General features: G+C 49.8%; 18 protein-coding genes. 11 read left to right on the forward strand and 7 right to left on the reverse strand.

Translation table 11 applies throughout. The features are described 5' to 3' along the window. Positions 1-214: 214 nt before the first annotated feature. The 3 genes from HHX48_RS10705 (at position 215) to HHX48_RS10715 (ending at position 6,172) form a co-directional block, all read left to right on the forward strand. Positions 215-3,076, forward strand: coding sequence for a TonB-dependent receptor (locus tag HHX48_RS10705; protein WP_397541081.1), 2,862 nt, complete (start codon positions 215-217; stop codon positions 3,074-3,076). Between the two features lie 115 nt (positions 3,077-3,191). Beyond that, positions 3,192-4,685 carry a tryptophan halogenase family protein gene (locus HHX48_RS10710; RefSeq protein WP_191024962.1) on the forward strand — a complete coding sequence of 498 codons (1,494 nt, stop codon included), beginning with the start codon at positions 3,192-3,194 and terminating at the stop codon, positions 4,683-4,685. Beyond that, on the forward strand, positions 4,682-6,172 hold the full coding sequence (locus HHX48_RS10715; RefSeq protein WP_191024964.1) for a tryptophan halogenase family protein: 1,491 nt from the start codon (positions 4,682-4,684) through the stop codon (positions 6,170-6,172). The genes HHX48_RS10710 and HHX48_RS10715 overlap by 4 nt, the downstream gene beginning before the upstream one ends. Here the strand turns inward: HHX48_RS10715 and HHX48_RS10720 are convergent. The 3 genes from HHX48_RS10720 to HHX48_RS10730 are packed head-to-tail and all read right to left on the reverse strand — an operon-like array spanning position 6,169 to position 10,257. Next, a complete protein-coding gene (locus HHX48_RS10720; RefSeq protein ID WP_191024965.1) occupies positions 6,169-7,560 on the reverse strand; it encodes a TolC family protein in 1,392 nt (463 codons plus the stop codon). The two genes, HHX48_RS10715 and HHX48_RS10720, sit on opposite strands and share 4 nt — an antisense overlap. Beyond that, a complete protein-coding gene (locus tag HHX48_RS10725) occupies positions 7,557-8,594 on the reverse strand; it encodes an efflux RND transporter periplasmic adaptor subunit (protein WP_191024967.1) in 1,038 nt (345 codons plus the stop codon). Before HHX48_RS10725 ends, HHX48_RS10720 begins: the two co-directional genes overlap by 4 nt. Further along, positions 8,584-10,257 carry an ABC transporter transmembrane domain-containing protein gene (locus tag HHX48_RS10730; RefSeq protein WP_191024969.1) on the reverse strand — a complete coding sequence of 558 codons (1,674 nt, stop codon included), beginning with the start codon at positions 10,255-10,257 and terminating at the stop codon, positions 8,584-8,586. Before HHX48_RS10730 ends, HHX48_RS10725 begins: the two co-directional genes overlap by 11 nt. Positions 10,258-10,356: 99 nt before the next feature. Between HHX48_RS10730 and HHX48_RS10735 the strand changes: the two genes are divergently transcribed. Further along, entirely contained in the window at positions 10,357-11,265 is a 909-nt protein-coding gene (locus HHX48_RS10735; protein ID WP_191024971.1) for a LysR family transcriptional regulator, read from the forward strand. On the opposite strand, the gene HHX48_RS10740 is transcribed toward HHX48_RS10735, so the two are convergent. Beyond that, positions 11,262-12,422 carry an HD domain-containing phosphohydrolase gene (locus tag HHX48_RS10740; RefSeq protein WP_191024973.1) on the reverse strand — a complete coding sequence of 387 codons (1,161 nt, stop codon included), beginning with the start codon at positions 12,420-12,422 and terminating at the stop codon, positions 11,262-11,264. The genes HHX48_RS10735 and HHX48_RS10740 overlap by 4 nt on opposite strands. A 170-nt stretch (positions 12,423-12,592) precedes the next feature. On the opposite strand from HHX48_RS10740, the gene HHX48_RS10745 reads away from it, so the two are divergent. From HHX48_RS10745 to HHX48_RS10770, 7 genes are all read left to right on the forward strand, one after another. Continuing rightward, positions 12,593-13,318, forward strand: a complete 726-nt coding sequence (locus tag HHX48_RS10745) for a 1-acylglycerol-3-phosphate O-acyltransferase (RefSeq protein WP_191024975.1) — start codon at positions 12,593-12,595, stop codon at positions 13,316-13,318. 34 nt (positions 13,319-13,352) lie between these two features. After that, a complete protein-coding gene (gene rraB / locus HHX48_RS10750) occupies positions 13,353-13,751 on the forward strand; it encodes a ribonuclease E inhibitor RraB (RefSeq protein ID WP_191024976.1) in 399 nt (132 codons plus the stop codon). A gap of 331 nt (positions 13,752-14,082) precedes the next feature. Beyond that, positions 14,083-14,778, forward strand: a complete 696-nt coding sequence (locus HHX48_RS10755; protein WP_191024978.1) for a choice-of-anchor H family protein — start codon at positions 14,083-14,085, stop codon at positions 14,776-14,778. A gap of 85 nt (positions 14,779-14,863) precedes the next feature. Next, a complete protein-coding gene (locus HHX48_RS10760) occupies positions 14,864-16,132 on the forward strand; it encodes an ABC transporter substrate-binding protein (RefSeq protein WP_191024980.1) in 1,269 nt (422 codons plus the stop codon). Next, positions 16,129-18,732 carry a hybrid sensor histidine kinase/response regulator gene (locus HHX48_RS10765; protein ID WP_263406938.1) on the forward strand — a complete coding sequence of 868 codons (2,604 nt, stop codon included), beginning with the start codon at positions 16,129-16,131 and terminating at the stop codon, positions 18,730-18,732. The genes HHX48_RS10760 and HHX48_RS10765 overlap by 4 nt, the downstream gene beginning before the upstream one ends. Beyond that, positions 18,693-18,803 carry a response regulator gene (locus HHX48_RS18955; protein WP_263406939.1) on the forward strand — a complete coding sequence of 37 codons (111 nt, stop codon included), beginning with the start codon at positions 18,693-18,695 and terminating at the stop codon, positions 18,801-18,803. Before HHX48_RS10765 ends, HHX48_RS18955 begins: the two co-directional genes overlap by 40 nt. A 162-nt stretch (positions 18,804-18,965) precedes the next feature. Beyond that, complete coding sequence (locus HHX48_RS10770) at positions 18,966-19,160, forward strand: DUF2798 domain-containing protein (RefSeq protein ID WP_223858302.1); 195 nt, start codon at positions 18,966-18,968, stop codon at positions 19,158-19,160. A gap of 103 nt (positions 19,161-19,263) precedes the next feature. Here HHX48_RS10770 and HHX48_RS10775 read toward each other — a convergent pair whose 3' ends face one another. From HHX48_RS10775 to pepA, 3 genes are read right to left on the reverse strand one after another with little or no spacing between them, the layout of a single operon-like run. After that, on the reverse strand, positions 19,264-22,035 hold the full coding sequence (locus tag HHX48_RS10775) for a valine--tRNA ligase (RefSeq protein ID WP_191024983.1): 2,772 nt from the start codon (positions 22,033-22,035) through the stop codon (positions 19,264-19,266). Positions 22,036-22,043: 8 nt separating this feature from the next. Further along, positions 22,044-22,472, reverse strand: coding sequence for a DNA polymerase III subunit chi (locus tag HHX48_RS10780; RefSeq protein ID WP_191024985.1), 429 nt, complete (start codon positions 22,470-22,472; stop codon positions 22,044-22,046). A gap of 6 nt (positions 22,473-22,478) precedes the next feature. After that, positions 22,479-23,984, reverse strand: a complete 1,506-nt coding sequence (gene pepA / locus HHX48_RS10785) for a leucyl aminopeptidase (protein ID WP_191024987.1) — start codon at positions 23,982-23,984, stop codon at positions 22,479-22,481. Positions 23,985-24,075: the final 91 nt, after the last annotated feature.

Below are 24,075 nucleotides of genomic sequence, written 5' to 3' on the forward strand. Positions count from 1 at the left end.
AACCACCACATAAACCTTTCATAACCCCCATTTATAATACAACTTAATCAATTAAGTTTTTTCTTGTTTTTTTCTTGAGCAAACTTTAAATTGTGTCTATTGTTAATGCTATGTAACGAATGTTACAAACTATAAGACGCAACAGGGCACGCAAAAAATGATGAGAAAACAACTATTTAAACCAGCCTTACTGTCAATTGCTGTCAGTTCGGCCATGTATTCCGCTCACGCCTTTTCTCAGGACACACTCACGTCAAATCCTGATGAAGATGTTGAAGTCATTGCGGTAAAAGGTATCAGGGGCTCGTTAATTCGTGCTCAGGCAGTAAAAATGGATAACACATCCATCGTTGAAGCCATTTCTGCTGAAGACATCGGTAAACTCCCCGACTCGTCTATCGCAGAATCACTTGCCCGCTTGCCTGGCCTTGCCGGTGAGCGTGTTGGCGGGCGAACCTCCGGTATATCGGTTCGCGGCTTTAAAGAAGACTTCACCGGCACCTCGTTAAATGGTCGCGAGCTTATTGGTATCGGCGACAACCGTGGCGTTGAATACGATCTTTATCCTTCTGAGATAATGACGGGTGCAACGATTTACAAAACCACCGATGCGTCTCTGCTGGTTCAGGGGATTGGTGGTACCGTTGACTTGCAGACAGTACGTCCGCTGGCAGCACAGGAAACCCTGACGCTAACAGGTACACTGGAGCGTGGTGGCAATGACTCTGACAACCCAGAATTCGATAACGAAGGTCACCGCTATGCATTGTCTTTCGTAGAAAAGCTCGCCGACGATACTCTCGGTGTTGCGCTGGCTATTGCCTCAACCGAATCACCACGTAACGAACGTAAGTACGGAGTATGGGGCTACGGTGACAATAATGGCGCGCTGTTACCCTTCGGTCTTGATACCCAGGCTATCAGTCGCGTACTGGAGCGTGACACGATTTCAGGTATTGTTCAGTGGCGTCCGGGTGACAACTGGGACATCGTGGTCGATGTACTGGATATCGATTATTCTGACTCGGGCGTTATTCGTGGGTTTATCGAACCCTTTGAGCTGGATGCGGCCTCGCTGAGCGGTAGCGGCGCTAACTCCACAGGTACACAAATAAACGCCAATCCGGTGCTGCGTACTGACCCGGCGCAAAAAGACGGTGAGCTTTCTACCTACGGCATTAATCTTACCTACCACCTGAACGACAGCTGGTCTGTTGAACTGGATGTGGCGGACAGCGAATCGTCCAAGCGCGATCTGCGTGGTGAATCCTATGCTGGTCTGGCGCGAAATGGTGCTGCACTGGCGCCGGCTGAAGCGCGTTCCCGCGACTTCGTTATGAGTCCGGACGGCATTGTATTTACCGGTTCTAATGGTCTTGGCGCATTTGCCGATCCATCAATGTTGCAGCTGGCTGGTCCACAACCCTGGGGTGGTGGTATGGCAAGTCTTGCCGATCAGTTTGCCACCGATGTACAACGCGCCGATGGTGAAACGTACAATTATATCAATGCTCAGGACGGCTTTCTTAACTTCGCCGACTTCGAGGAAGAGCTTACTACAGCGCGACTGGAAACCTTTGGTTTAGTCGACTGGGGAATTATCAGTAAAGTAAACGTTGGTATCGCTTACTCTGACCGCTATAAGAGTAAAGATAACAAAGGCTTCTTTGCCACAGCGTCTTCTTATCCTCAATCAGAAGCGATTCCTGAACAATACCTCTACAACGGCCTTGCTGATTTGAGCTGGGCGGGATTTGGTCAGGTTGTGGCATACGACGGCTTTGCCCCTTACAACGATGGTGAGTACACACTTAATGATGCAGGCTTACTGGAGCCGGATCGTCTTGGAGACACGTTTGAAGTTAATGAAGAAGTGACGACTCTGTTTGCCAAGTTTGACTTTGAAACTGATCTGGCCGGTTTCTTTGTGACGGGTAACGTGGGTGCGCAGTATGTGCAGACGGATCAAAGCTCTACCGGTTATATCGGCATCGTCGGCGCTAAGTTCAAAGTGTGTGATGCTGATGGTGATGGCCAGGTAGATGAATCTTGCGTTCAAAGCATTTCAGATGATTACTCTCATTTTCTGCCCAGCCTGAATATCAATGTTGAAATTGCGGAAAATCAGTATGTGCGCTTTGCTGCGTCTAAAACGATCAGCCGCGCGCGTATCGATCAGATGAAAGCCTCAGGTTTTGTGAAGTTCGATCAGAACATCAACCTCATTGCCATACCCAATACACCTGAAGCGGTGGCGGAGTACGGCTCCCCGTGGTCTAAATTCCAGGGTAACCCGACACTGCGTCCCTTAGAGGCTAATAACTTCGATTTGTCTTTTGAAAATTACTTTAAAGACGAAGGTTATGTGTCACTGGCCCTGTTCTATAAAGACCTGGTGAACTGGACCAGAGACGGTAATCAGACTATCGACTTTACTAACGATCCAACCAATGATGGCGCAAATTACTTCATTCCCGGATTCCACGATCGCACTGTGGGCGCTGATGGGCTGGTAGGTCCGGATGGCACTCAATACGCGCCGGGTACTTATCTGATGCCGCCGGATCTGGGCACCTTCTCGTTCTTCGAAGATGGCCTTGAAGGTGAGGTGAAAGGCGCTGAGTTCACCGCACAAATACCGTTGTCGATGCTGGCAGATATGCTCGAGGGCTTTGGTATCGCCGGTTCAGCAACGATCATTGACGCTGAGCTAAGTGATGGCACGGCAATACCGGGACAATCGGATCGCGTATACTCACTAACTGCCTACTATGAAACAGGTGGTTTTGAAGTTCGGGTTGCAGCAACGGATCGTTCTGAGTATCTGACCTATCAGCGCGGCGGTTCAAACAAAATTGAACAGGCAACACGCGACGGGATCACGCAGGTCGATGCACAAATCAGCTACGATTTTGCAGACAGTGGTATTGATTACCTGAAAGGTCTGCGCGTGTCGCTACAGGGCACTAACCTGACCGACGAGGATGAAGAGACCCGCGATGGTAACGGGTTGGTCACGCTGCGTCGCGAGTTTGGCCCATCGTATATGCTTAACTTCAACTACAATTTCTACTAACCCTCCGTGAAGCGGCTTTGCTCTGGCAGGGCCGCTTCATTAATCTGTTGCTTTTATGTATTTTTTCACTAGAGTCAGCCTTTTAGTAAATTGTTTGAACTATAAGGATTAGCCCATGCAACAATCCGTTCGCAAAGTCATTATCGCCGGCGGCGGTACAGCAGGATGGATGGCGGCGGCTTTGCTGAAAAAAGTCCTTCAGGCACAGGTCGATATAGAGCTGATTGAATCAAAAGACATCGGTACTATCGGCGTTGGTGAAGCCACTATCCCTCCCATTCAGACATTCAACCAGTTTCTCGGTCTGGATGAAAAAGCATTTTTAAGAGAAACCAACGGTACAATAAAGCTGGCAATTGCGTTTGAAAACTGGCGTAAACAGGGCGAGAGCTACTTTCACACCTTCGGCGCGCCGGGCGCTACGCTAGGCTTTTGTGGCTTTCAGCATTATTGGCTGCGGGCGAAAAAAGCAGGGCTTGAAAAATCATTATGGGACTTCGATTTAAACTACCTTAGCTGTAAAGCCGGTAAGTTCAATAAAATTCAGACTGAAAACCCTGTTTACACCATGGGCTATGCGTACCATTTTGACTCCACGTTATATGGCCAGTTTCTGCGCCGTCTGGCCGAACAGGCTGGCGTTAAGCGTACCGAAGGGACCATCGAACATGTGGCGGTTGATAATGAATCCGGCTTTGTAAAAGCGCTGCAGTTAACCGACGGACGCCAGATAAACGGTGACTTTTTTATTGATTGCACCGGGATGCGGGCGCTGTTGCTGCAAAAAGCGTTAGGCGTTGAATATGAGGACTGGTCGCACTGGCTGGCCGCAGACTCTGCCCTGGCCGTGCCCTCACAGCCTCATGCGCAAACGGCCCCCTACACACGCAGCATCGCGCGCGAAGTCGGCTGGCAATGGCGGATCCCTCTTACTCATCGCAACGGCAATGGTCTTGTTTACAGTTCATCGTACATGGATGATGAAAAAGCGACCAATATGCTAATGGGTAACCTCGACACCGATGCATTGGATGAGCCCAGAAAAATCAGCTTTAAAACCGGACGTGCGCACAAGCAGTGGCATAAAAATGTTGTGGGTATTGGTCTTTCAAGCGGCTTTCTGGAGCCGCTCGAGTCCACCAGTATTCACCTGATTCAGTCAGGCATAGTCAGGCTGCTGAAAATGTTCCCTAATGGTGCGGTAACCCCCTCGATGGAAGCGCTGTACAACACAGAGTCCAAAGACGAGTTTGAAACCATCCGTGATTTCATCATTCTTCACTACTATCTGAACGAACGGGATGATTCTGACTTCTGGCAGGATATGCAGCGCTTATCGCTACCGGTTCGCCTTGAGCAAAAGATAAATGCTTTTCGCGACACCGCCACTATTTTTAATGAACAAAATGACATTTTCCGCGATGCGTCCTGGGTGCAGGTCATGATGGGACAAGGCATTATGCCACAGGACTATCATCCTTCAGCCGATGTTCACAGCGATCAGGCAATACTTGATATCATGAATAAGATTTATGAGGCCAAGCAAAAACCACTCGGCCAGATGCTCTCCCATGATGACTTTTTAGCCAGGTTTACCCAGATACAATGAGCCAGCCGCATCGCATCGTCATTGTAGGAGGTGGTACCGCTGGCTGGATGGCGGCGAATCTGATCGCCCACCACTTCAGTAAGCACCCGGTCACCGTCACGCTGGTTGAGTCGGATAAGGTACCCACAGTAGGCGTTGGCGAAGGCTCAACGCCGTCACTGAAACAATTTTTTCGTGACCTGGAGATCGAGGACTCGCAGTGGATGCCGCGCTGTCAGGCAACCTATAAAGTGGCCATTCAGTTCAACGGCTGGAGCCCTGCATCGGGTAATTCGAGCTATCGCCATCCGTTTATCTCGCAGCTTGATACCTTCAGTGAGCGTGCATTTTACGTCAACTCACAAACCCGCCGGCTGGGATTGGATGTCACCACCCGCCCGGATGCGTTTCTGTTTAACAGCTATCTGGCCGAGCATAAGCGAAGCCCGCTAACACCGGCTAACTTCCCGTTCCGTATGGAGTACGGGTACCATTTTGATGCCGGTTTGCTCGGCGAATTTTTAAAAGAGCATGCCCTGTCGCTGGGTGTACAGCATACTGTGTGTGACATTCAGGATGTGGCATTACACCCCAACGGGGATATTCGCGCGGTTACCGATACGCAAGGCAATCAGATTGAGGCCGAACTGTTTGTCGATTGCACAGGCTTTAACAGCTTGCTGCTACAAAAAGCGCTCGGTGTGCGATTTTCGTCATTTAGCGAAAACCTTTTCAATGACCGTGCAGTTGTGCTGCCAACGCCAGCCGATACGAGCGCGCCGGTAGAAACGCAGGCAACGGCACTTAGCGCCGGCTGGGCATGGTCCATTCCGCTGCAGAACCGAACCGGGAATGGTTATGTGTATAGCAGTCAGTATATTAACGATGATCAGGCTGAAACCGAACTGCGCTCGCATCTGGGAATGCTGGACAACGACACGCCTGCTCGCTTTTTATCGATGAAAGTTGGTCAGGTAGAGCAGCACTGGCATCGGAATTGTCTGGCGCTTGGCCTTTCTCAGGGATTTATTGAACCGCTGGAAGCTACCGCATTGCATCTGATTCAGCTATCCATCCGATTTTTCTGCGATGCCTACATCAGTGGGCATTTTACCTCACAGCACCAGGTGGCGTTTAACCTGAAAATCGCTGAACACTTCAGCAACGTGCGAGACTATATCGTTGCCCATTATAAACTAAATACCCGTAACGATAGTGACTACTGGCGGGACAACCGCAATAACAGGCACCTTTCAGAAAACCTGCTGCAAATTCTTGATACCTGGTACCGGCGCGAGGATCTTGCCCGCTTTCTGAGTGATAAGTCACAGGCAACGCATTTCGGCGCGACCTCCTGGCACTGTCTGCTGGCAGGTTACGGTGCATTTCCGGGACTTGCGCCTGATCAGCCCGGCACCGGCGACTTGTTTGAAGCGCACCAGTTAGCGGACTTCTTCAACGGCTGCTTGCTGAACTTTAGCCCTTCGGCCCATCACCAGTCTGATTAATTTGCCTGTGTAGCCACAGAAACCGGAAGTGCGCCCACCGCATAATAAAGAGAAAGCTGTGCCCGGCGCTCATCAATTTTTGCAGCAATCAACTTTAGCTGTGCTTTTATAAATGCGATTTGACGGGCATTAAGTACGAATATATCCGTATCCCCCGCATCAAAACGTGTTTTTTCTACTGCCTGTAGCCGATCGGCCAGCGTGGCCGCCTGCGCATTCAGCGTGCTGAGCTTCGTGCTTTGCTGCCACTGCGCGACGGCGGTTTCAAATTGCTGATTCAACTTTTGTTCTGTATCCAGCAATTTGAATTCCAGCTCTTTGTACTTGGCCTGCGCACTGGCTTCTTTGGCTCTGGCCTGACGGTTGCCAAGCGGATAAGAAAAGCTCAGGCCAACTTTTGTATCTGTCTGCGCCAGTGAATCAGGGCCGGTACCCATGTCTCTGGCCAGTTCCGCTTTCACATCCAGTTTAGGCAACAAGTTATTGCTGGCCAGTCGCTGTTTATTTCTTTGTTGCTCAAGCGCCAGCGAGAGATCATTGGCAAGCGGATGACGCGACAGCTGACCTTTTAAATCGGTAAGGCGGGTAGGATTTACCTGAAATGGCCAGCTGTCGTTTGCCAGCGCCGGTTTAAAGCGCGCTATCCACTGAGGCGGCACGTAGTAATACAGCTTGGTGGTTGATGACTGCAACTTTTGCTGCTCTGCCGCATGAAGCAGATCAATCTCGAGTAAGTTTGCCTCAAAAGCCTGTAAAGTGACCCTGGCTTCATCCCCCTGCTCGACTTTCTTTGCCAGTGCGGCCTCCTGCTTTTCCAGGGTTCTGCGCAGCTCTTCCAGCCGCTCAATTTTCAGATAGCTTTCATACCAATCCAAAAACGTCATACTGGCAGAGTAAAGTAGCTTATTGACTCCCAACAGATAATCGGTTTCCCAGCGTTCAATATCAAGCCGCGCATTGCGTAGTGCCGTGCGTCGTTTATCGGTGTCGCGCCCTTTCAGCAAGGACAGCTTGACTCCAATAGACGCTTCCCCTGCTGACAGCGTATCGTACTGGCCGTCATACACAGGAAAATCGCCATCGGCAATACGGTATCGGGTATAAATTTCACCGTTCATATCCCGTAATGGCTGCGCAAATTCACTGGTCGCTACATCGCCTGAGTAATAACCGGACAAGCGGCTATCCGCGCTTTGCGCGATATACGGGTCAAAAGCGGCATCGGCATTCTCCAGTGCATACTGTTGCTGGCGTCCCTGCTGCTCCAGAACCTGCAGATATGGGTGTGACACCATCACATGCTCAAGAAGTTGCGTCAGGGTGAGTGATGAGGCATGAGCAACACCGCTGAACAGTGACAAGCAAAGACACATCACCAGCGTCCTCATTTGCCACCGCCCTGCGTGCTGTCTTTAGCCACCACCGGTTTTGGCGGGAAATTATTCAGCTGACGCCACAGCTCGTAACCCAGTCGTACCTCTTCAAGTAAAATCCACGCTTTCACCCGGCTGCCGTAACGCACGACCTGCTCTTGCGGCCAGGGCGTGCCGTCCGGATCCGGAGCAATCCAAACGGTGAAGTTACCGGTATTATCCGCAACCGGCTCAACGTAAATGACTTCGCCGCCAAAGGTACCAATGGCGGCATCAGGCCAGCCACTAAACTGAAACACCGGCCACCCCTCAAACTGAAGTCGCGCTTTTCTACCCTTTTCAATAAGTGGAGCATCCATACCGCTGACCATCACCCGCACCGTGCGACGCACCACCTGAGGAATAAACTCGCCCAGCACCTCACCGGCTTTGACATAGGTAGATGGTCCGCCGGACTTAAGATGTACAATGACACCGTCAGAAGGGGCGACTTTGGTCTGAGTGCGCTGACGCGACAGCGCAACACTGGCTTTGTTGATATCCGACTGGGACTTGGCTGCTTTTGCGATAAGCTCCTGCAATTTTATCTGTGCCGCCTCCACAGTTTTGGTTGACGCCACCCCCGCTTCAAGCAATGCCTGTTGTCGTGTCAGGTTGTTGCGGGCGTTGGCGACCGCGCTTTGGTTTGCAGCATGCACGGCCTGAGCGGCATCCAATTGCCCCTGAAGTTTGGTAACCAGCTCCTCATCAACATCTATCAACGTGACAATTGGCTGGCCTTTTTCCACCGGCATCCCTTCTTTCACATGCCACTGTTTAATTTGTCCCGACACCAGCGCGGAGATAGCCTGTGTGCGCTCAGACGGATCCAGAGAGTCCACATAACCTGTTCCGTAAGCTGTCTGGATCCATGGCGTAAACCACAGAATGGATGCACAAACCAACACCAGGACCAGTACGACCCAGCAAAGGATGCGATAAGCACTGGGCAAATAATCATTTCTCAGGGCCGATATTTTTTCAAGATAGCGTGACTCATTATGATGCATGTTCAGCTCCGCTTCCTGGTGACCGCACCCTGTCCGCAATCTCCTCAAGGGTAACGGTCCGATCAAAATAACGGGAGTCTGGCGCATTGGTGAAATACAGCACCGTGGCATCCAGCCCCTCAATGACTTTCAGCAACCGGGTTCGGGTTGCCGCGGGTATCGCATCAAAGTGTTGATTTATCAGAACAATGCGCGGTTTAGATAACAGTGTGGCTGCCAGCTTCAGCAAGAGCAACTCAATGGGCTGCAGGGGGCTCCCCATGACGGATAAGGTGGTATCCAGTCCCTGTGGAAGGCCTTCGATGGTGTCATACAACCCGGTTTCGCGCAGTGCCGAGTAGATGTCGCCACTACCAGCATCGGGGGCTGCCATGCGGAAATACTCTTTGACTGTGCACTCAACCATAAGCGCCCTGTCCAGGGTTGTAATGCTCTGGCGAAGCTCGAAGATATCGTAATCCTGTAACGCTTTTTCGCCCAGAAAGATAACGCCGTGCAACGGCTTTTCATGGCGTTTGATAAAACTGAGCAGTTGCTTTTGCATCCATCCGTGTGTGGTCATCACATAGCATTTTTGTCCCGGAGAGACTGACCAGGATAGTGAGTAGGCAATGTGGTTATGTTGCAGGCCTATCTGGTCAAATCGCACGGCCGAGGATGCCGGCACGGCCTGCTGCGTCTGATCCATGTCTTCCTGTGGCATTTCCAGCGCGCCACTGAGTTTTTCTGCCGCCCCGTAAAGCTCATAATAAAGCTTCAGATAAATTGAGAACCGAGAGATACCGATGAATACAGCCGACATAATAAGTTCTGCGGCGACCAGTTGTCCCAGTGACAACTGCCCGTTCACCACCAGGTATCCACCGATACCCAATAACAACGCACTGGCTGCAGCGTAAAGCAGTAAAAACATAACGGCCTGGGTAAAGGTGAACCGGAAATGCTGTCGGTGAGCGCTCAGATAGCCCTCAATATGCTTTTGAGTATTGTTCGATGCATAATCCAAGTGACGGCTTGATTTGAAAAACTCGTGGGCAGACGCAATGTCGTTAAGCCATTTTGCTGAATCATACTTGGCCTGCGATAACTGCACCGCAGAGCGCTTCGCGCCCTTGCCCCACAACTTCCAGATCCCTAGCATAATCAACAAAATAAAGAGGTTAAATGCAAAGAATGCCGGGTGATAAAAACTTACCAGTGTGAATCCCACCAGCATCTGTAACACCAGCGCAAAGCCGTCAATCATCAGTGATGGGATATTTTTTTGTAGCGTCATTATGTCGAAATAACGCTGGGTGATGGCCACGTTTCGTCTGCCTTCAAAAAAGCGATGCGGGGCAAAGATGGTTTTCAGACTTAGCTGTGATGTCAGGCGCGAATAGACTTTCCGCTCATAAAACTCCATAACCCGCATGCGAAGCGCACTGAAAATACCGGATATGAGCAAGATAATGAATAACACCACACCTAACGTGACGACAGCCTGCACGGAGGCAGTATTCACCACGCTGTTGATCAGCGTTTGAACCGCCAGGGGGACTGCCAGTGTGAGCAGACCAATGGCCACGCCGTAGACAATGGCAGCCGTGAAAAATTGCCGGTCTGGCTTTAACAGAGCAAACAGTTTTTTTCTAACAGATTTAAGCGCTATGTGTTTAGCCATTACGTCATCGCAGATAAAAAGTGAAAACAGAGTGTAGCGATCTTTATCATCAGCGTAAAACTGATAATATCGAGATATAACATCGAAAAAACCTTAGCTATGCTGCAGCTCAATTATCGCCACCTTTATTATTTTTACATGACGGCAAAACTTGGCAGTATCGCCAGTGCAGCCAAAGCCATGCATGTTACGCCGCAGACAGTCAGCGGATTGCTGAGTACCTTTGAGTCACAGTGCGGTCAACGTTTGTTTGATCGATCCGGCAAGCGGTTACAGCTTAATGCGCTGGGTAAACAGGTATATCAGCATGCACAGGACATTTTTAAAAAAGGAAACCAGCTGGCAGAGATGCTTAATGCAGGCACTGAGCATGCGGTCAGTCACTATACCGTTGGCCTGACCGATGCCATACCCAAAGTGCTTGCTTATGACTTCATGCACCAGACAATGCTATCTAATCCTAAGGTACGCTTTGTATTTAAAGAAGGTTTATTTGATGACCTGCTCAGCGAAATGGCTGTTAACCGGATTGATATTGTTCTGGCCGACCGGGGAGTAGCGCCCGGCGCTGCAGTAAGCGCCGTCAGTCAGTCACTGGGGACCAGCGCGGTCAGCTTTTTTGCCAGCCCTGATATCGCGGATACCCTGAAAGCCGGCTTCCCCGAATCGTTAAGCCATACACCCATGCTGATGCCGGGCGTACGCTCTGGTATTGCTTACGGGCTGAGTGCATGGCTTGAAGATCGTCAGATATTTCCCCAGCAGATCGCAGAATTTGATGACAGTGCACTACTTAAACTATTTGGCGCAGAAGGCTTTGGCGTATTCTGCGCGCCCTCCTGTATCGCCCGGCATGTTGAGCAACAGTATCAGGTGAAATGGATTGGCCAGGCCGATGCGCTGCAGGAGCAGTTTTTCGCACTGACCCGACACAACCAGCGCGATAATGTCATTGCCCGTCAGGTGATAGAGCAGGCAGCATTGCTGTTAGCTAAAGCGCACATCTAAGCACCTTGTTTAGTCAGCAATGCAGTCATGACGGCATTAAAATGACGCATCCATTCCGGGCTGAACTGGCCTTTTACTTGCCGGTTCATTTCTATTACTGCCTGCTTTTTCGGAATGCGTGAGGATTTATTATGGGCCCGGGAGTGGGTCATGGCATCGTAGGTATCCAGAATTGCCAGTAGCTTAGCACCATCACAAATATCAGCATCTTTCAGGCCTAATGGGTAGCCACTGCCATCAGGGCGTTCGTGATGCTGCATCACAATCTTGCGGGCGTGGTCCCACTGCTCGAGATGCTCCAAAAGGCGTGAGCTTTTATACACATGAGACCGCATCAGATTAAATTCGTTATCACTTAGCGGCTCTGTCTTATTCAACAGGTGTAATGGCATAAAAGCCATACCAAAGTCGTGAACATAACAGGCCACAGCAAGCTGATCATCGTCAATCGGGCTGCCTGCCTTGTGATTAATATAAAGCGCCAGCTTGGCAATACGGTCGCCTCTTCCTGCCCAGTAGTTTGAACGATGTTCGATGGTTTTCATCAGCTCACGAAAGAACAACATGTCCATCTGACGCTCAGCGCTCATTGCTTTGGGAATACCGGTATTGGAAAGCGTGGCTGGCAATGCCTGCCCTTCCGGCAAAAATTCAGCACGATGCTGTGCATCACTGCCAATCAGCGCGTCAAGTGCAGGGTTTAGTAGCAGTACCGCCTCGTGTAATAAACGCTCATGATCCGCCTGATTATCCGGTCTAATGCGTGACACGGCCAACACCAGCTTATGATGTAAATCCTCATCGTACTGCGTTTTCCCCTGATTCATCACATCCTGCACGAACACTTTAACGCGATCCATGGTTAACAGCACCAGATCGCTCATCGTACTGGTGTACTGCACCTGGCCTTTTCTGAGAAAATCGAGAAGATCTTCAACATGCTGGAGTAGCGGAATCATCGGCGTGAAGTTTACCAGTCCCAGGTCACCTTTAATGGTATGAATGGACCGGAATAGCGCGCGCTGCAACTCGTTATCCTGGGGGCGCAGCTCAAGCTCAATCAGTGTTTGCTCACTGGCTTCGTACAATTCGTTAATTTCCTCCATTAAATCGGTGAGGATATCGTCTTCAAGGTCTTCGGGAACAAAAGTTTGCATCAAATCAGTACCACATACATGAAAAAGCGCGAATTCGCATAATAGGCTATCGGTTTGAACCCCGATGCGCTTTAGTTCTTTAGATTAAATTTAGGATAATATACTGATCGGACATCTATCTGGCGGCGAATAATTTATACTGCGCCGCAAATGCTTTTACAGGATCCTAAGTGCTCGCAATTTTAAGAATTTTTTTGCTGTTTCTTGCCTTCGTTCTTATCAATTTAGTGGTTTTCGCCGTTTGTATACTAAGACCATTTAATCGCAACAATGTGCATTTTGCCGGTAGTGCTTATGCACTGATGGCGCCCATCGTAGGTCTAAAGCTGAAAATGCGCATTGATGCGTCACACCGCATCGACACGCCATATGTGTATATTGCAAACCATCAAAACAGCTTTGACATTATTACAATCTGTAAAGCAGCAATGCCCGGTGTCGTCACTGTGGGTAAAAAGAGTCTCAAATGGATCCCGATTTTTGGTCAGATTTACTGGTTGTCCGGCAATATTATGATTGATCGGAAAAATACCGGTAAAGCGCGCGATACGTTAATGTTAGCGGGCAAAAAAATCAGAGAGCGTCGTACCTCCGTATGGGTTTTTCCTGAAGGAACGCGCAGTTATGGTCGTGGCATGCTGCCGTTTAAATCGGGTGCATTCAGACTGGCTCAGGCTGTTAACGAGCCAGTGGTTATGGTCACAGCGAGCGAACTCCACAACAAGGTGAAGTGGAATCGTTGGAATAACGGCACGGTGTTGATAGACATTTCCGGCCCCATTTCTGTGGATCAGAGCAAAAGTGTCAGAGAATGGGCGGAATACTTTCGCACTGCGATGGAAAAAAGAAAGCAAGAACTGGATACTGAAGTCGCTGAGCTGGATAAAAAGCGGTAAACTCGCCACAAATACGTAGCTGAGAGCTTGAACTATGAAACAAATTGATGAGTTAGCTGAATGGCACGCTTTCAATCAGGAAACAGTGGATGCCCTGTTGGAAGATGGTAGTCAGGCCGACGCCGACTACTCTATCGAGCACCATTTTGCCGGCCAGGACTTTGACCAGCTTGAAAAAGCGGCGGTCGACGCGTTTAAAGCTGGCTTTGAAGTGTCTGATGCCGAAGAGGTTTATCTCGATGATGGCAGCACAGCGTTTTGCTTCGACGCCATTGTGGAAAGAAAACTACAACGGGAGTTTCTGGATAAAGATGTGGAGGCCCTGCTTCAAATCGCCGATAAACACGATGTAGTGTACGACGGCTGGGGCACGTATTTCATGCCCCGGGGCGAAGAATCCGATGCATTTTCGGATGAAGATTTTGACGAGTAATAACAAAGGCTGCATTTGCGGCCTTTTTTTAATTCCGATCATCCCCCCTTATGCAAAGTAAACCCGTAACCCTACCGTGTGATGCCCTTTTATTAATGTAACGAAAATGCACCGTCATCTCAGGTTCGTGCCCGGGAAGCTCCGTCTCCCGCCAAAACGGGCCACCGTTATTTCTATTGATACCTGTTACTGCTGCCTTGTTTTTTGAAAAACAGTCTCTCTGGGCGGTTACAGTTAAATCAGTTCTTCTTGTTAGTTCACTTTCGCTTCAGCTTTTGTTCATTTTCTGTGATTCATCCTGTAACCCTGATTGAAAATGAAGAGCAACATTATGAAACGCACGATGCTTTTTCTGCTGCCACTATTAAGCATGCCGACTTTTGCTGCATCACAGACGCAGACCACCGAGCCGGTGATGGTAACAGTCAGCCAGTCACAGAATCTGCCGCCTGATACTAAAAAACATAAACCGGGACCGGCTCGCTCAACGTCGGCTTTTGCTTCTCAAAAAGTAGATCAGCATAATTCAGTGGTGAATCAGGATTTCTGGATTTACGACAGCTGGCTGACATTAAATACCGATGAAGACTACGATGGCTACTATTCGTCATTTTCACTATCGTTTGACGCTGACACATTTTTCCAGGCGCATGAGCTCTATGCGGTTATCTATCTGGGTGATGCTGTGGAATATAAGTCAGTCTATGTGACGTCTGTTTTCACCATTTTCGGCGAAAACAGTGATGACTATCTGACCCTGGATATTGAACTGGTAAGCGGCTTTATGCCCTATGACTACGACATCCGCATTGAATTATATGATGCTCATAATGATGAACGCGTTGCCATTCATGACGCGTTTGATGATGCTGATCTGGCTTTAGTCAGTCTGGAAAGTCGTTCAAATGATCAGCCTTATCATGACGCGCATCATGATTCCTCGCGACATGGCGGAAGTATCGGGGTGGTCGGATTATTTTTGCTACTAGTTGCGATAATCAGAAGATGTACCAGACTTAAGCTTTAGTATAAGTAAGCGGATATATTTGGTTTATTTACCAAATATAAGGCAGAATAAATGTATGGATGCCAAGAGTTTGCGTAAAAAATAAATGGATAACGCCACTTTATCATCTGGCCGTCGAAAATTTCTGAAGGGTGCGCTGGCCTCCACCTTTACTGCAGGGATCGCGCCGTTTGCAATTGGTCGCGAGAAGCCACTTGTCAGAGTCATGGGCACACATGTTACGTTGCAGGAGGCACTGCGCCAGCGTGCGATGGAAGATCTCGGCATCCGTCTGCATTTCTCACCTGGAGGTTCTGCTGCAGTCTTACAAAAGGCTTCGATGAATCCGCAAAGCTTCGATCTTTATGAGCAGTGGTCGAACAGTATCAACGTACTGTGGCAAGCCAAGGCCATAGCGCCAATAGAGGTAAACCGGCTGACATACTGGGATGAGATCAATGCGCTGACTAAAACCGGTCGCCTGCAACCCCACGCCAGTCTCGGGGCTGGTGACGCCCCCTATAAAATTATTAATGTCCAGCAAAACGGTACACTGGGCAGTGAGCCCACAGGACAAATCAGCTTTTTACCTTATGTCCACAATGTCGACTCTTTTGGCTATAATCGCAGTCTGATTGATACCGGATTAATGCAGGAACAGGAAAGCTGGGGCTGGCTGCTGGATTCCCGCGTGTCTGGTAAAGTGGCTATCGTCAACGACCCGACCATCGGCCTGTTCGATTTGGCGCTGGCGGCACAGGCCAAAGGGCTAATGCGTTTTAATGATATCGGTGCCATCACCAAGCAGGAACTGGATGAGCTGTTTGGTATGCTTATCGAATTAAAACAGCTGGGGCATTTTGCCGGATTCTGGACGTCCGTTCCAGAATCTGTTCAATTTATGCAAAACGAACGATGTGTGGTGGAAAGCATGTTTTCACCGGCAGTCTCTGCATTGAATGCCAGCAATGTGCCGGTCACCTTTGCAGCACCAAAGGAAGGTTACCGCGGTTGGCATGGGGTAATGTGTTTATCCTCTGCCACAGCAGGGCGCCAGAAAGATGCAGCTTACGAATATATGAACTGGTGGCTGTCTGGCTGGCCTGGTGCATTTATCGCGCGCCAGGGTTATTACATCAGCAACCCTGAGCGATCTGCCAATTACCTGAGCGACGCGGAATGGGACTACTGGTATCGGGGCAAGCCAGCGGCTATCGACCTTAAAGGTACAGATGGGCGCATAAGCGTGAAACAGGGTCAGCAGCGCACAGGCGGCAGTTACACAGACAGATTCAGCAATGTTGCTGTGTGGAATACTGTTATGCCAACGTACGAGTATAGCCTGCAAAAATGGTATGAATTCCTCACCTCATGAAAATCCATACTTCGCTTTTCTCACTCTCATCCATCCGCGCTCAAATCATTTTGGTTCTGGCAGCGTTGGTTATCCTGCTGTTGCTCCAGGGGGTCATCGCTCGGGCCAACCAGGCAGTATTATTTGAAGGTGTCAGTGCATCGGGTCAGGCCATCACTGATATCGGCCAGGTCCGTGCATTGCAGCGTGACATTCTCGACTTGCAGCGAAATGTACTGATTTTCCGAGAGACGGCCAGTGATTCAGCGGTCAGCCGCTTCGAACGGTTGATGCAGGCGATTGAACAAAAACTGGAGAATCTGGAATCCTCCCGGCTGGCCAGACTGCCCATGCAGCAAACCAGAGAGATGCTTAACAGTATGCGGCATCATCTCCAGGCGTATCAAAATAATTTTAAAGATGTCGTCGATGCCCGGGCCCGACGTGATGATACATTAAGCACCGCATCACTTTTCAATCAGTTTGAAGACAGTCGCCTGATTCCTGCCTCGTTGTCCGGCGCGCAGGAAAACGCAATAAGGCTCCAGCTCAGTCAGGCACGCAGTGCTGCCTTAGAATACCGGCTTCAGCCAGATAGTATCCACCGTCAGGCTTTTATCACTGCTATTTCAAAAGCCAGAAATATGGTTGAGCAGGCTGCATCCGAGGATGCATCGCCGCTGCTGGACGCACTGGACGACACCCGCGCGCGCTTCCTGACACTGACACAGCTGATTCAGGGCAACCTGTTTCTGGTAAATGTCGTGATGGCCGGTTCGGCAAATGAGTTTCTGTATTTAAGTAACGAGTTGGTCAAGCAGGTGAATAACCAGTACGCGACCATTAGCTCAACCACGCAAGAGCAGGCGTTGCAGGCTCAGCAGAGTCTCAATATTGCTTCCTTTCTGGCCATTCTGCTTGCAATCGCGGCTGCAGGCTACACGATTTACCGTATCCTAAGTCCGGTCAAAACACTGACCGACGTTTTTCGCCGGCTTGCACGGGATGAAAATATCAGTGAAATTCCCGGTCTCAAACGAGAAGATGAGATTGGCCAGCTTGCAAATGCCGCCCAGGTGTTTAATAACAAAAACCAGCAAACCCGTGCCCTGCTTGATGAGGCCCGCGATCTCAACAAACGTCAGCGGGCACTTAATGACGAGCTTGCCGCCTCAAAAGAAAAAGCAGAGCGCGCGACGGCATCCAAGAGTATTTTTCTGGCAAATATGAGCCATGAGTTGCGAACGCCCCTCAACGGTATTGTCGGGCTTATTGAACTGGCGCAGCAACAACCTATGTCATCCGTGCTTAAAAGGTATCTTGATAAAGCGGCCTATTCCAGTCAAGTACTGATGAGCGTTATAAATGATGTGCTTGATTTTTCAAAGATAGAAGCGGGCAAACTGGAATTAGAAGAAACCAGCTTTTCTATGCACTCGCTGTTTAACAACCTGCTTTCCGTCGTCACGCTCAAAGCACAGGAAAAAAATCTCAGTATTCGCCTGATTGTCTCTCCTGGTTTACCTTCTCAGGCTGTCGGGGATGCATTACGTATTTCACAAGTTCTGATGAACCTTTGTAGTAATGCTATCAAGTTTACCGAACAGGGCGAGGTCGTCATTCGCTTCGACGGCGAATTTCATCCCAAAAGCGAACATTTCACTCTGAATATTGAAGTGAAAGATACCGGTATCGGCATGAGCGACGAGCAGTTAAAACGCGTATTTTCACCGTTCTCGCAGGCTGATGAAGCGACCAACCGAAAATATGGCGGATCCGGACTGGGACTGGCTATTGTCAGACAGCTTATTGATTTAATGGGTGGCGAGCTTGCCGTCAGCTCTACGCCGGGATGTGGTTCGGTCTTTAATGCTGCCATTCCCCTTAAGCCCGTTGAACAACCGCTCCCCGGGATTCTTTCACACACACCCGCCTTGCCAACCGGTAGTATGTATTACACCAATCACGCGCTGCTCCCTGACGAATACCGTCAGCTTCTTCGTGTAAAAAGTCAGCCCCGCCCTCTAGAAGCGCTGTCTGAAGATATTGGCGCTCCGCCCTGTATGGTGGTGGATATTGAGGATTTCAGCACCTTCAAAGCGCTGCTACCCCGACTTGATGAATGCGTTAACCGCGGTATAAAAACCGGTCTGGTGGTAAATACGCTACCCGGCAAGCTTATTGAAAAAATGATGTTCTGTTGGCCGCACGGCTTGCTTTGCCATCCATTTACGCCGATACAGTTAGAAGCCTTTATTGGCGAGCTTACCGGTATCAGTACCACACTCTCGCCCGACGAAACCCAGCGCGATGAGCCACCGGCCATTGATGGTCATATCTTGTTAGTCGAAGATAATGCGATCAATCAGGTTGTGACCGGAGAAATGCTCAGCTCACTGGGACTGAGCTACGATGTTGCCGAAGATGGTAAACAGGCGGTAACTAAGTTTGAAAACTCGCCGCAATACGATCTGGTTCTTATGGATGTGCAAATGCCGGTTATGGATGGTTATGAAGCCACCCGCCTGTTACGAAAAAAAGCTTTGATACGATTCCGATCATTGGGTTGTCCGCCAACGCCATGCAGGAAGATAAAAATCAGGCACTGGAAGCAGGAATGAGCAGTTATATAACCAAACCGGTCAAGCGCGAAGTGCTGGCCAGTGCCATTGCCAGTTACCTTGTGAATTAGCATCAAGCGAGATTTTACGCTAACGTCATTGTCAGTCACCCTGCAATGTAACACGTTATTCGCAAAGCAGTTGGCGCATACTGGCGCGCTCGCTACACTACCTCAACTCGTATTCACCCGTTTGTGACAGGCATGACTCAGCGCATAATATTTTCTTTTTTGATGTCCCTGGTACTTAGTTTTCTGATGTCAGCATGGGTAACTTATCTGAATCTGGGATTTGTTGATGCATTCCTGCAGCGCTGGATGCAGGCATGGCTAAAGGCATGGCCGGCGGCTGCAATCATATCGTTTGTTTTCGGGCCAGCGGTAAATCGTACCTCGCTGTTACTGACACGGCTCGTTATCAGGCGCTAAGGTGACTTAGCTGTGACGTCTTACGCGTTTTGACTTATTCCCTGACTCTTAACAAAAAAGCCCTGCAGAGACTATCTGCAGGGCTTTTTTAGTCGTTGATGACTTAAAGCGCACTTATCGTTTGATATTGCTCTTTAAGTTTAGACAGCTGTTTTTCAGCCTCATCTAATTTACTGCGCTCTTTTTCAATAACCGCATCAGGTGCATTGCTGACAAACTTTTCATTCGCCAGTTTGCCCTGTACGCGTGATAAGTCTTTTTCCGTTTTATCAATGGCTTTGGTCAATCGGGTTAGCTCTGCATCCTTATCAATAAGGCCAGCCATCGGGATAAGAATTTCCATATCGCCGACAATTGCTGTTGCACTCGGCGGCGCTTGTTCGCCCTGTGCCAGAATATCGATAGACTCCAGGCGCGCTAGTCTGTCGATGAACACCCGCGCACTGTCAATTCGACGCTTGTCTTCGTCAGACACATTGCGAAGCTTGGCTTGCAATGGCTTATTCGGAGAAATGTCCATCTCGCCGCGGATATTACGGATACCGACAATAAAGCGTTTTACCCACTCAATATCTGCCAGTACCTGCTCATCCTGTAATGCGGTATCCTGTACCGGGAAAGGCTGAACCATGATGCTTTGTGTTTCGCCTTTAACCGCACTCAATGGCGCAACTTTCTGCCAGATTTCTTCTGTGATAAAAGGCATAAACGGGTGCAACAGACGCAACATGCTTTCAAGCATATTGATCAGCGTATGGCGTGTTCCGCGTTTTTGCGCGTCGGTACTTGCTTCATTGTTAAGCACCGGCTTGGTAAGCTCCAGATACCAGTCGCAGAACTGATTCCAGGTAAACTCGTACGCAGTTTGCGCCGCAATATCGAAACGGTAATCAGCCAGCGCCTGTTCAAACTCTTTAAGCGTTTGCTGGAACTTGGCGAGGATCCAGTTATCAGCCAGGCTAAGCGTCATTTCGCCACCGTCGCGCCCGGTGTCTTCTGTTTCTGTGTTCATCAGCACAAAGCGTGACGCGTTCCAGATTTTATTACAGAAGTTGCGATACCCTTCTACACGACCCATGTCAAAATTGATATCACGGCTGGTTGATGCCATCGCTGCAAACGTGAAGCGAAGTGCATCGGTGCCATAAGCCTGAATACCGTCAGGGAATTGCTGGCGGGTGCGCTTCGCGATTTTCTCTGCCAGTTGCGGCTGCATCATGCCAGAGGTACGCTTATTGACCAGATCTTCTAAGTCGATGCCGTCAATCAAATCAATGGGATCAAGCACGTTCCCTTTTGATTTTGACATTTTATCACCGCTCTCATCACGAATAAGTCCTGTGATATAAATGTCTTTAAACGGTATCTTGCCGGTAAATTTTTTCGTCATCATGATCATTCTGGCCACCCAGAAGAAGATGATGTCAAAACCTGTCACCAACACAGACGAGGGCAAAAAGGTTTCCAGTTCCGGGGTTTCCTTCGGCCATCCCAGTGTCGCGAAAGGCCAGAGCGCTGAAGAAAACCAGGTATCCAGCACATCATCATCCTGCGTCAGAGCCACGCTGTCATCCAGGCCATGCTTAGCACGGACTTCTGCTTCATCACGCCCGACAAAAACATTACCTTCATTATCGTACCAGGCAGGAATACGGTGTCCCCACCACAACTGACGTGAAATACACCAGTCCTGAATATTGTGCATCCACTGGTAATAAGTTTTGTTCCAGTTTTCAGGGACAAAACGGATCTCACCGGATTCAACAGCATCAATAGCAGGCTTAGCCAGAGACTCAACCGCCACATACCACTGATCGGTCAAAAACGGTTCGATAACCGCCCCTGTGCGATCGCCCCGTGGCACTTTTAACTTATGATCGTCGATTTTTACCAGTAATCCGGCATCGTCAAGATCGGAGACGATTTGCTTACGCGCATCAAACCGGTCCATTCCGCGATACGCTTCCGGTGCCTCATCGTTGATTTTGGCATCCGGCGTAAGGACGTTAATCATCGGCAAGTCGTGACGTTTACCCATTTCATAATCGTTGAAATCATGCGCGGGTGTAATTTTCACGCAGCCCGTACCGAATTCAGGATCAACATAATCATCTGCGATGATAGGAATCAGTCGTCCGGTAATGGGTAGCCTGATTTCTTTGCCGACCAGATCAGCGTAGCGCTCATCTTCAGGGTGCACGGCAACCGCGGTATCACCCAACATCGTTTCAGGGCGCGTTGTGGCTACCACCAGCTCACCACTGCCATCAGCCAGCGGATAGCGCATATGCCACATGAAACCGGCTTCTTCTTCGTTAAGTACTTCCAGGTCTGAAACAGCGGTATGCAGTACCGGATCCCAGTTTACCAGGCGCTTGCCGCGGTAAATAAGCCCCTCTTCATGCAGCTTAACGAATACTTCGGTGACAGCCTCAGAAAGGTTGTCGTCCATGGTAAACACTTCACGGTCCCAGTCCGGGGAGGTACCCATACGGCGCATCTGCTGGGTAATTGTGCCACCGCTCTGCGCTTTCCAGTCCCAGATTTTTTCTACAAATTCTTCACGGCCCAGATCGTGGCGCGTTTTGCCCTGAGCGTTTAACTGACGTTCCACCACCATTTGTGTAGCAATACCAGCATGGTCGGTTCCCACCTGCCACAGTGTGTTATCACCTTTCATCCGGTGATAGCGGGTCAGCACATCCATAATGGTCTGCTGAAAACCATGCCCCATGTGCAGGCTACCGGTAACATTCGGCGGCGGAAGCAAAATACAATAAGGCTCGCCCTCTCCGGATGCTTTAAACATGCCGGAAGATTCCCACGACTGATAACATTGCTGTTCAATGGATTTGGGTTCGAAGGTTTTATCCATACTTACTCTCAAGATTGTGCAGACTGGAATTTCATTTGACAACCAGCCTGCTGGAATTGCTTATAACGGACTCGTGCCGCCTGTTTGGCGTCTTCTTCACCGGGTACAAAGTCGATAATGTACTGATAATGCCCGATGGCATCAGGCATCGCGTTGCTTAAATTTACCAGCAGGTGCCGACGACTGATCTGCGTCGGCGCCCAGCAAATTTCTACAGGGGTACCGGAAGGTGGCCCCTCGCCACTCATATTATGGGGAACAAAGCGTTTGGCCGGTAGCTGCCAGAGCAAATCATCCAGCGCTTCAGCCTGTGCTTTGTCCTGACAAAGCACGACCACGCGCTGTTTGGATGCATAGGCATCAGCAATCAGCGAGCAGGCCACTTCCTGACCTGCCTGCTGAGCATCCGGTAATTGATAAAAAGTGACCTGCGGCATGCCGCGTTAGTCCTCGTCGTTGATACCAGCGCGATTCATAAGAAACTGCGTCAGCATCGGAACGGGTCGGCCTGTGGCACCTTTATTTTTGCCGCTGCGCCATGCAGTACCGGCAATATCCATGTGTGCCCAGGTATATTTTTTCGTGAATCGTGACAGGAAGCAGCCAGCGGTAATAGAGCCTGCGGCACGACCGCCAAGGTTTGTCATATCTGCGAACGGGCTTTCCAGCAATTCCTGATACTCATCCCACAGCGGCAGGCGCCAAGCACGGTCTGAGCTTTGCTCCGATGCGTTTAACAATTCGTGCGCCAGTGGATTGTGCTGACTCATAATCGCCGAAGCATGGTGACCCAGCGCGATAATACACGCACCAGTCAACGTGGCGATATCAATAACCAGTTCAGGTTCAAAACGCTCAACATAGGTCAGTGCATCACACAAGACCAGACGCCCTTCGGCATCAGTGTTAAGCACTTCAACAGTCTGGCCTGACATGGTGGTCAGAATGTCGCCGGGGCGATATGCATTGGCATCAGGCATGTTTTCACACCCGGCCAGCACACCGATAACATTAAGCGGCAGGTTCATCTCTGCAATAGTGTGCATGGTCCCCAGCACACCGGCTGCGCCACCCATGTCATACTTCATTTCATCCATTGACTCACCGGGCTTGATGGATATACCGCCTGAGTCAAAGGTTAAGCCTTTGCCCACCAGAACAATCGGAGATTGATCTGCCGGCCCACCGCGATGATGGATGATACTCATCATCGATTCGTTGGCGGAGCCCCGGCCAACAGCCAGATACGCCTGCATGCCCAGCTCGGCCATTTGCGCTTCATCGACCACTTCTGCTGACACAGAGTCATAGTCTGTTGCCAGCTTCTGCGCCTGCTCCCACAAGTAGGCAGGATTACAGATATTGGGTGGCATGTTAGCGACGTCACGCGTCGTTTTAGCCCCGGCACTGATCGCCAGGCCATGTTCAACCGCCTTTTCACCCACTGTCAGTTCGCGACGTGTAGGTACATTGAAAACAATTTTACGAAGCGGTCTGCGCGGCTCGCCTTTTTTGGTTTTAAGATGCAAAAAGGTATACAGAGAATCCTGCGTTGCTTCTACCGCCTGGCGGACTTTCCAGTAGGTATCACGCCCTTTGACGTGCAGTTCGGTTAAAAAGCAAACCGCTTCCATTGAACCGGTTTCATTCAGCGTTTTGATGGTTTTGGCAATAATCTGCTTATACTGACGCTCGTCCAGTTCGCGCTCTTTACCGCAGCCTACCAATAGAACTCGTTCACTAAGGACATTAGGCACATGGTGCAACAGCAACATCTGGCCGGCTTTACCTTCCAAGTCGCCACGGCGCAGCAAATTGCTGATATAGCCGTCACTGATTTCATCCAGTTGCTCAGCTACCGCTGTCAGGCGTCGTGGCTCAAACACCCCGACGACGATACATGCGCTACGTTGTTTTTCAGGGCTACCACTTTTTACACTAAACTCCACGATGACACCTCGCTTTTCTTCATGATGTGATTGCACAAATACAAAATCACATAACGATTTACGCCGTATTTATGTTTTAATACTTAGCCAA

The organism is Salinimonas profundi (genome assembly GCF_014750655.1).
Classification (GTDB): Bacteria; Pseudomonadota; Gammaproteobacteria; order Enterobacterales; family Alteromonadaceae; genus Alteromonas; species Alteromonas profundi_A.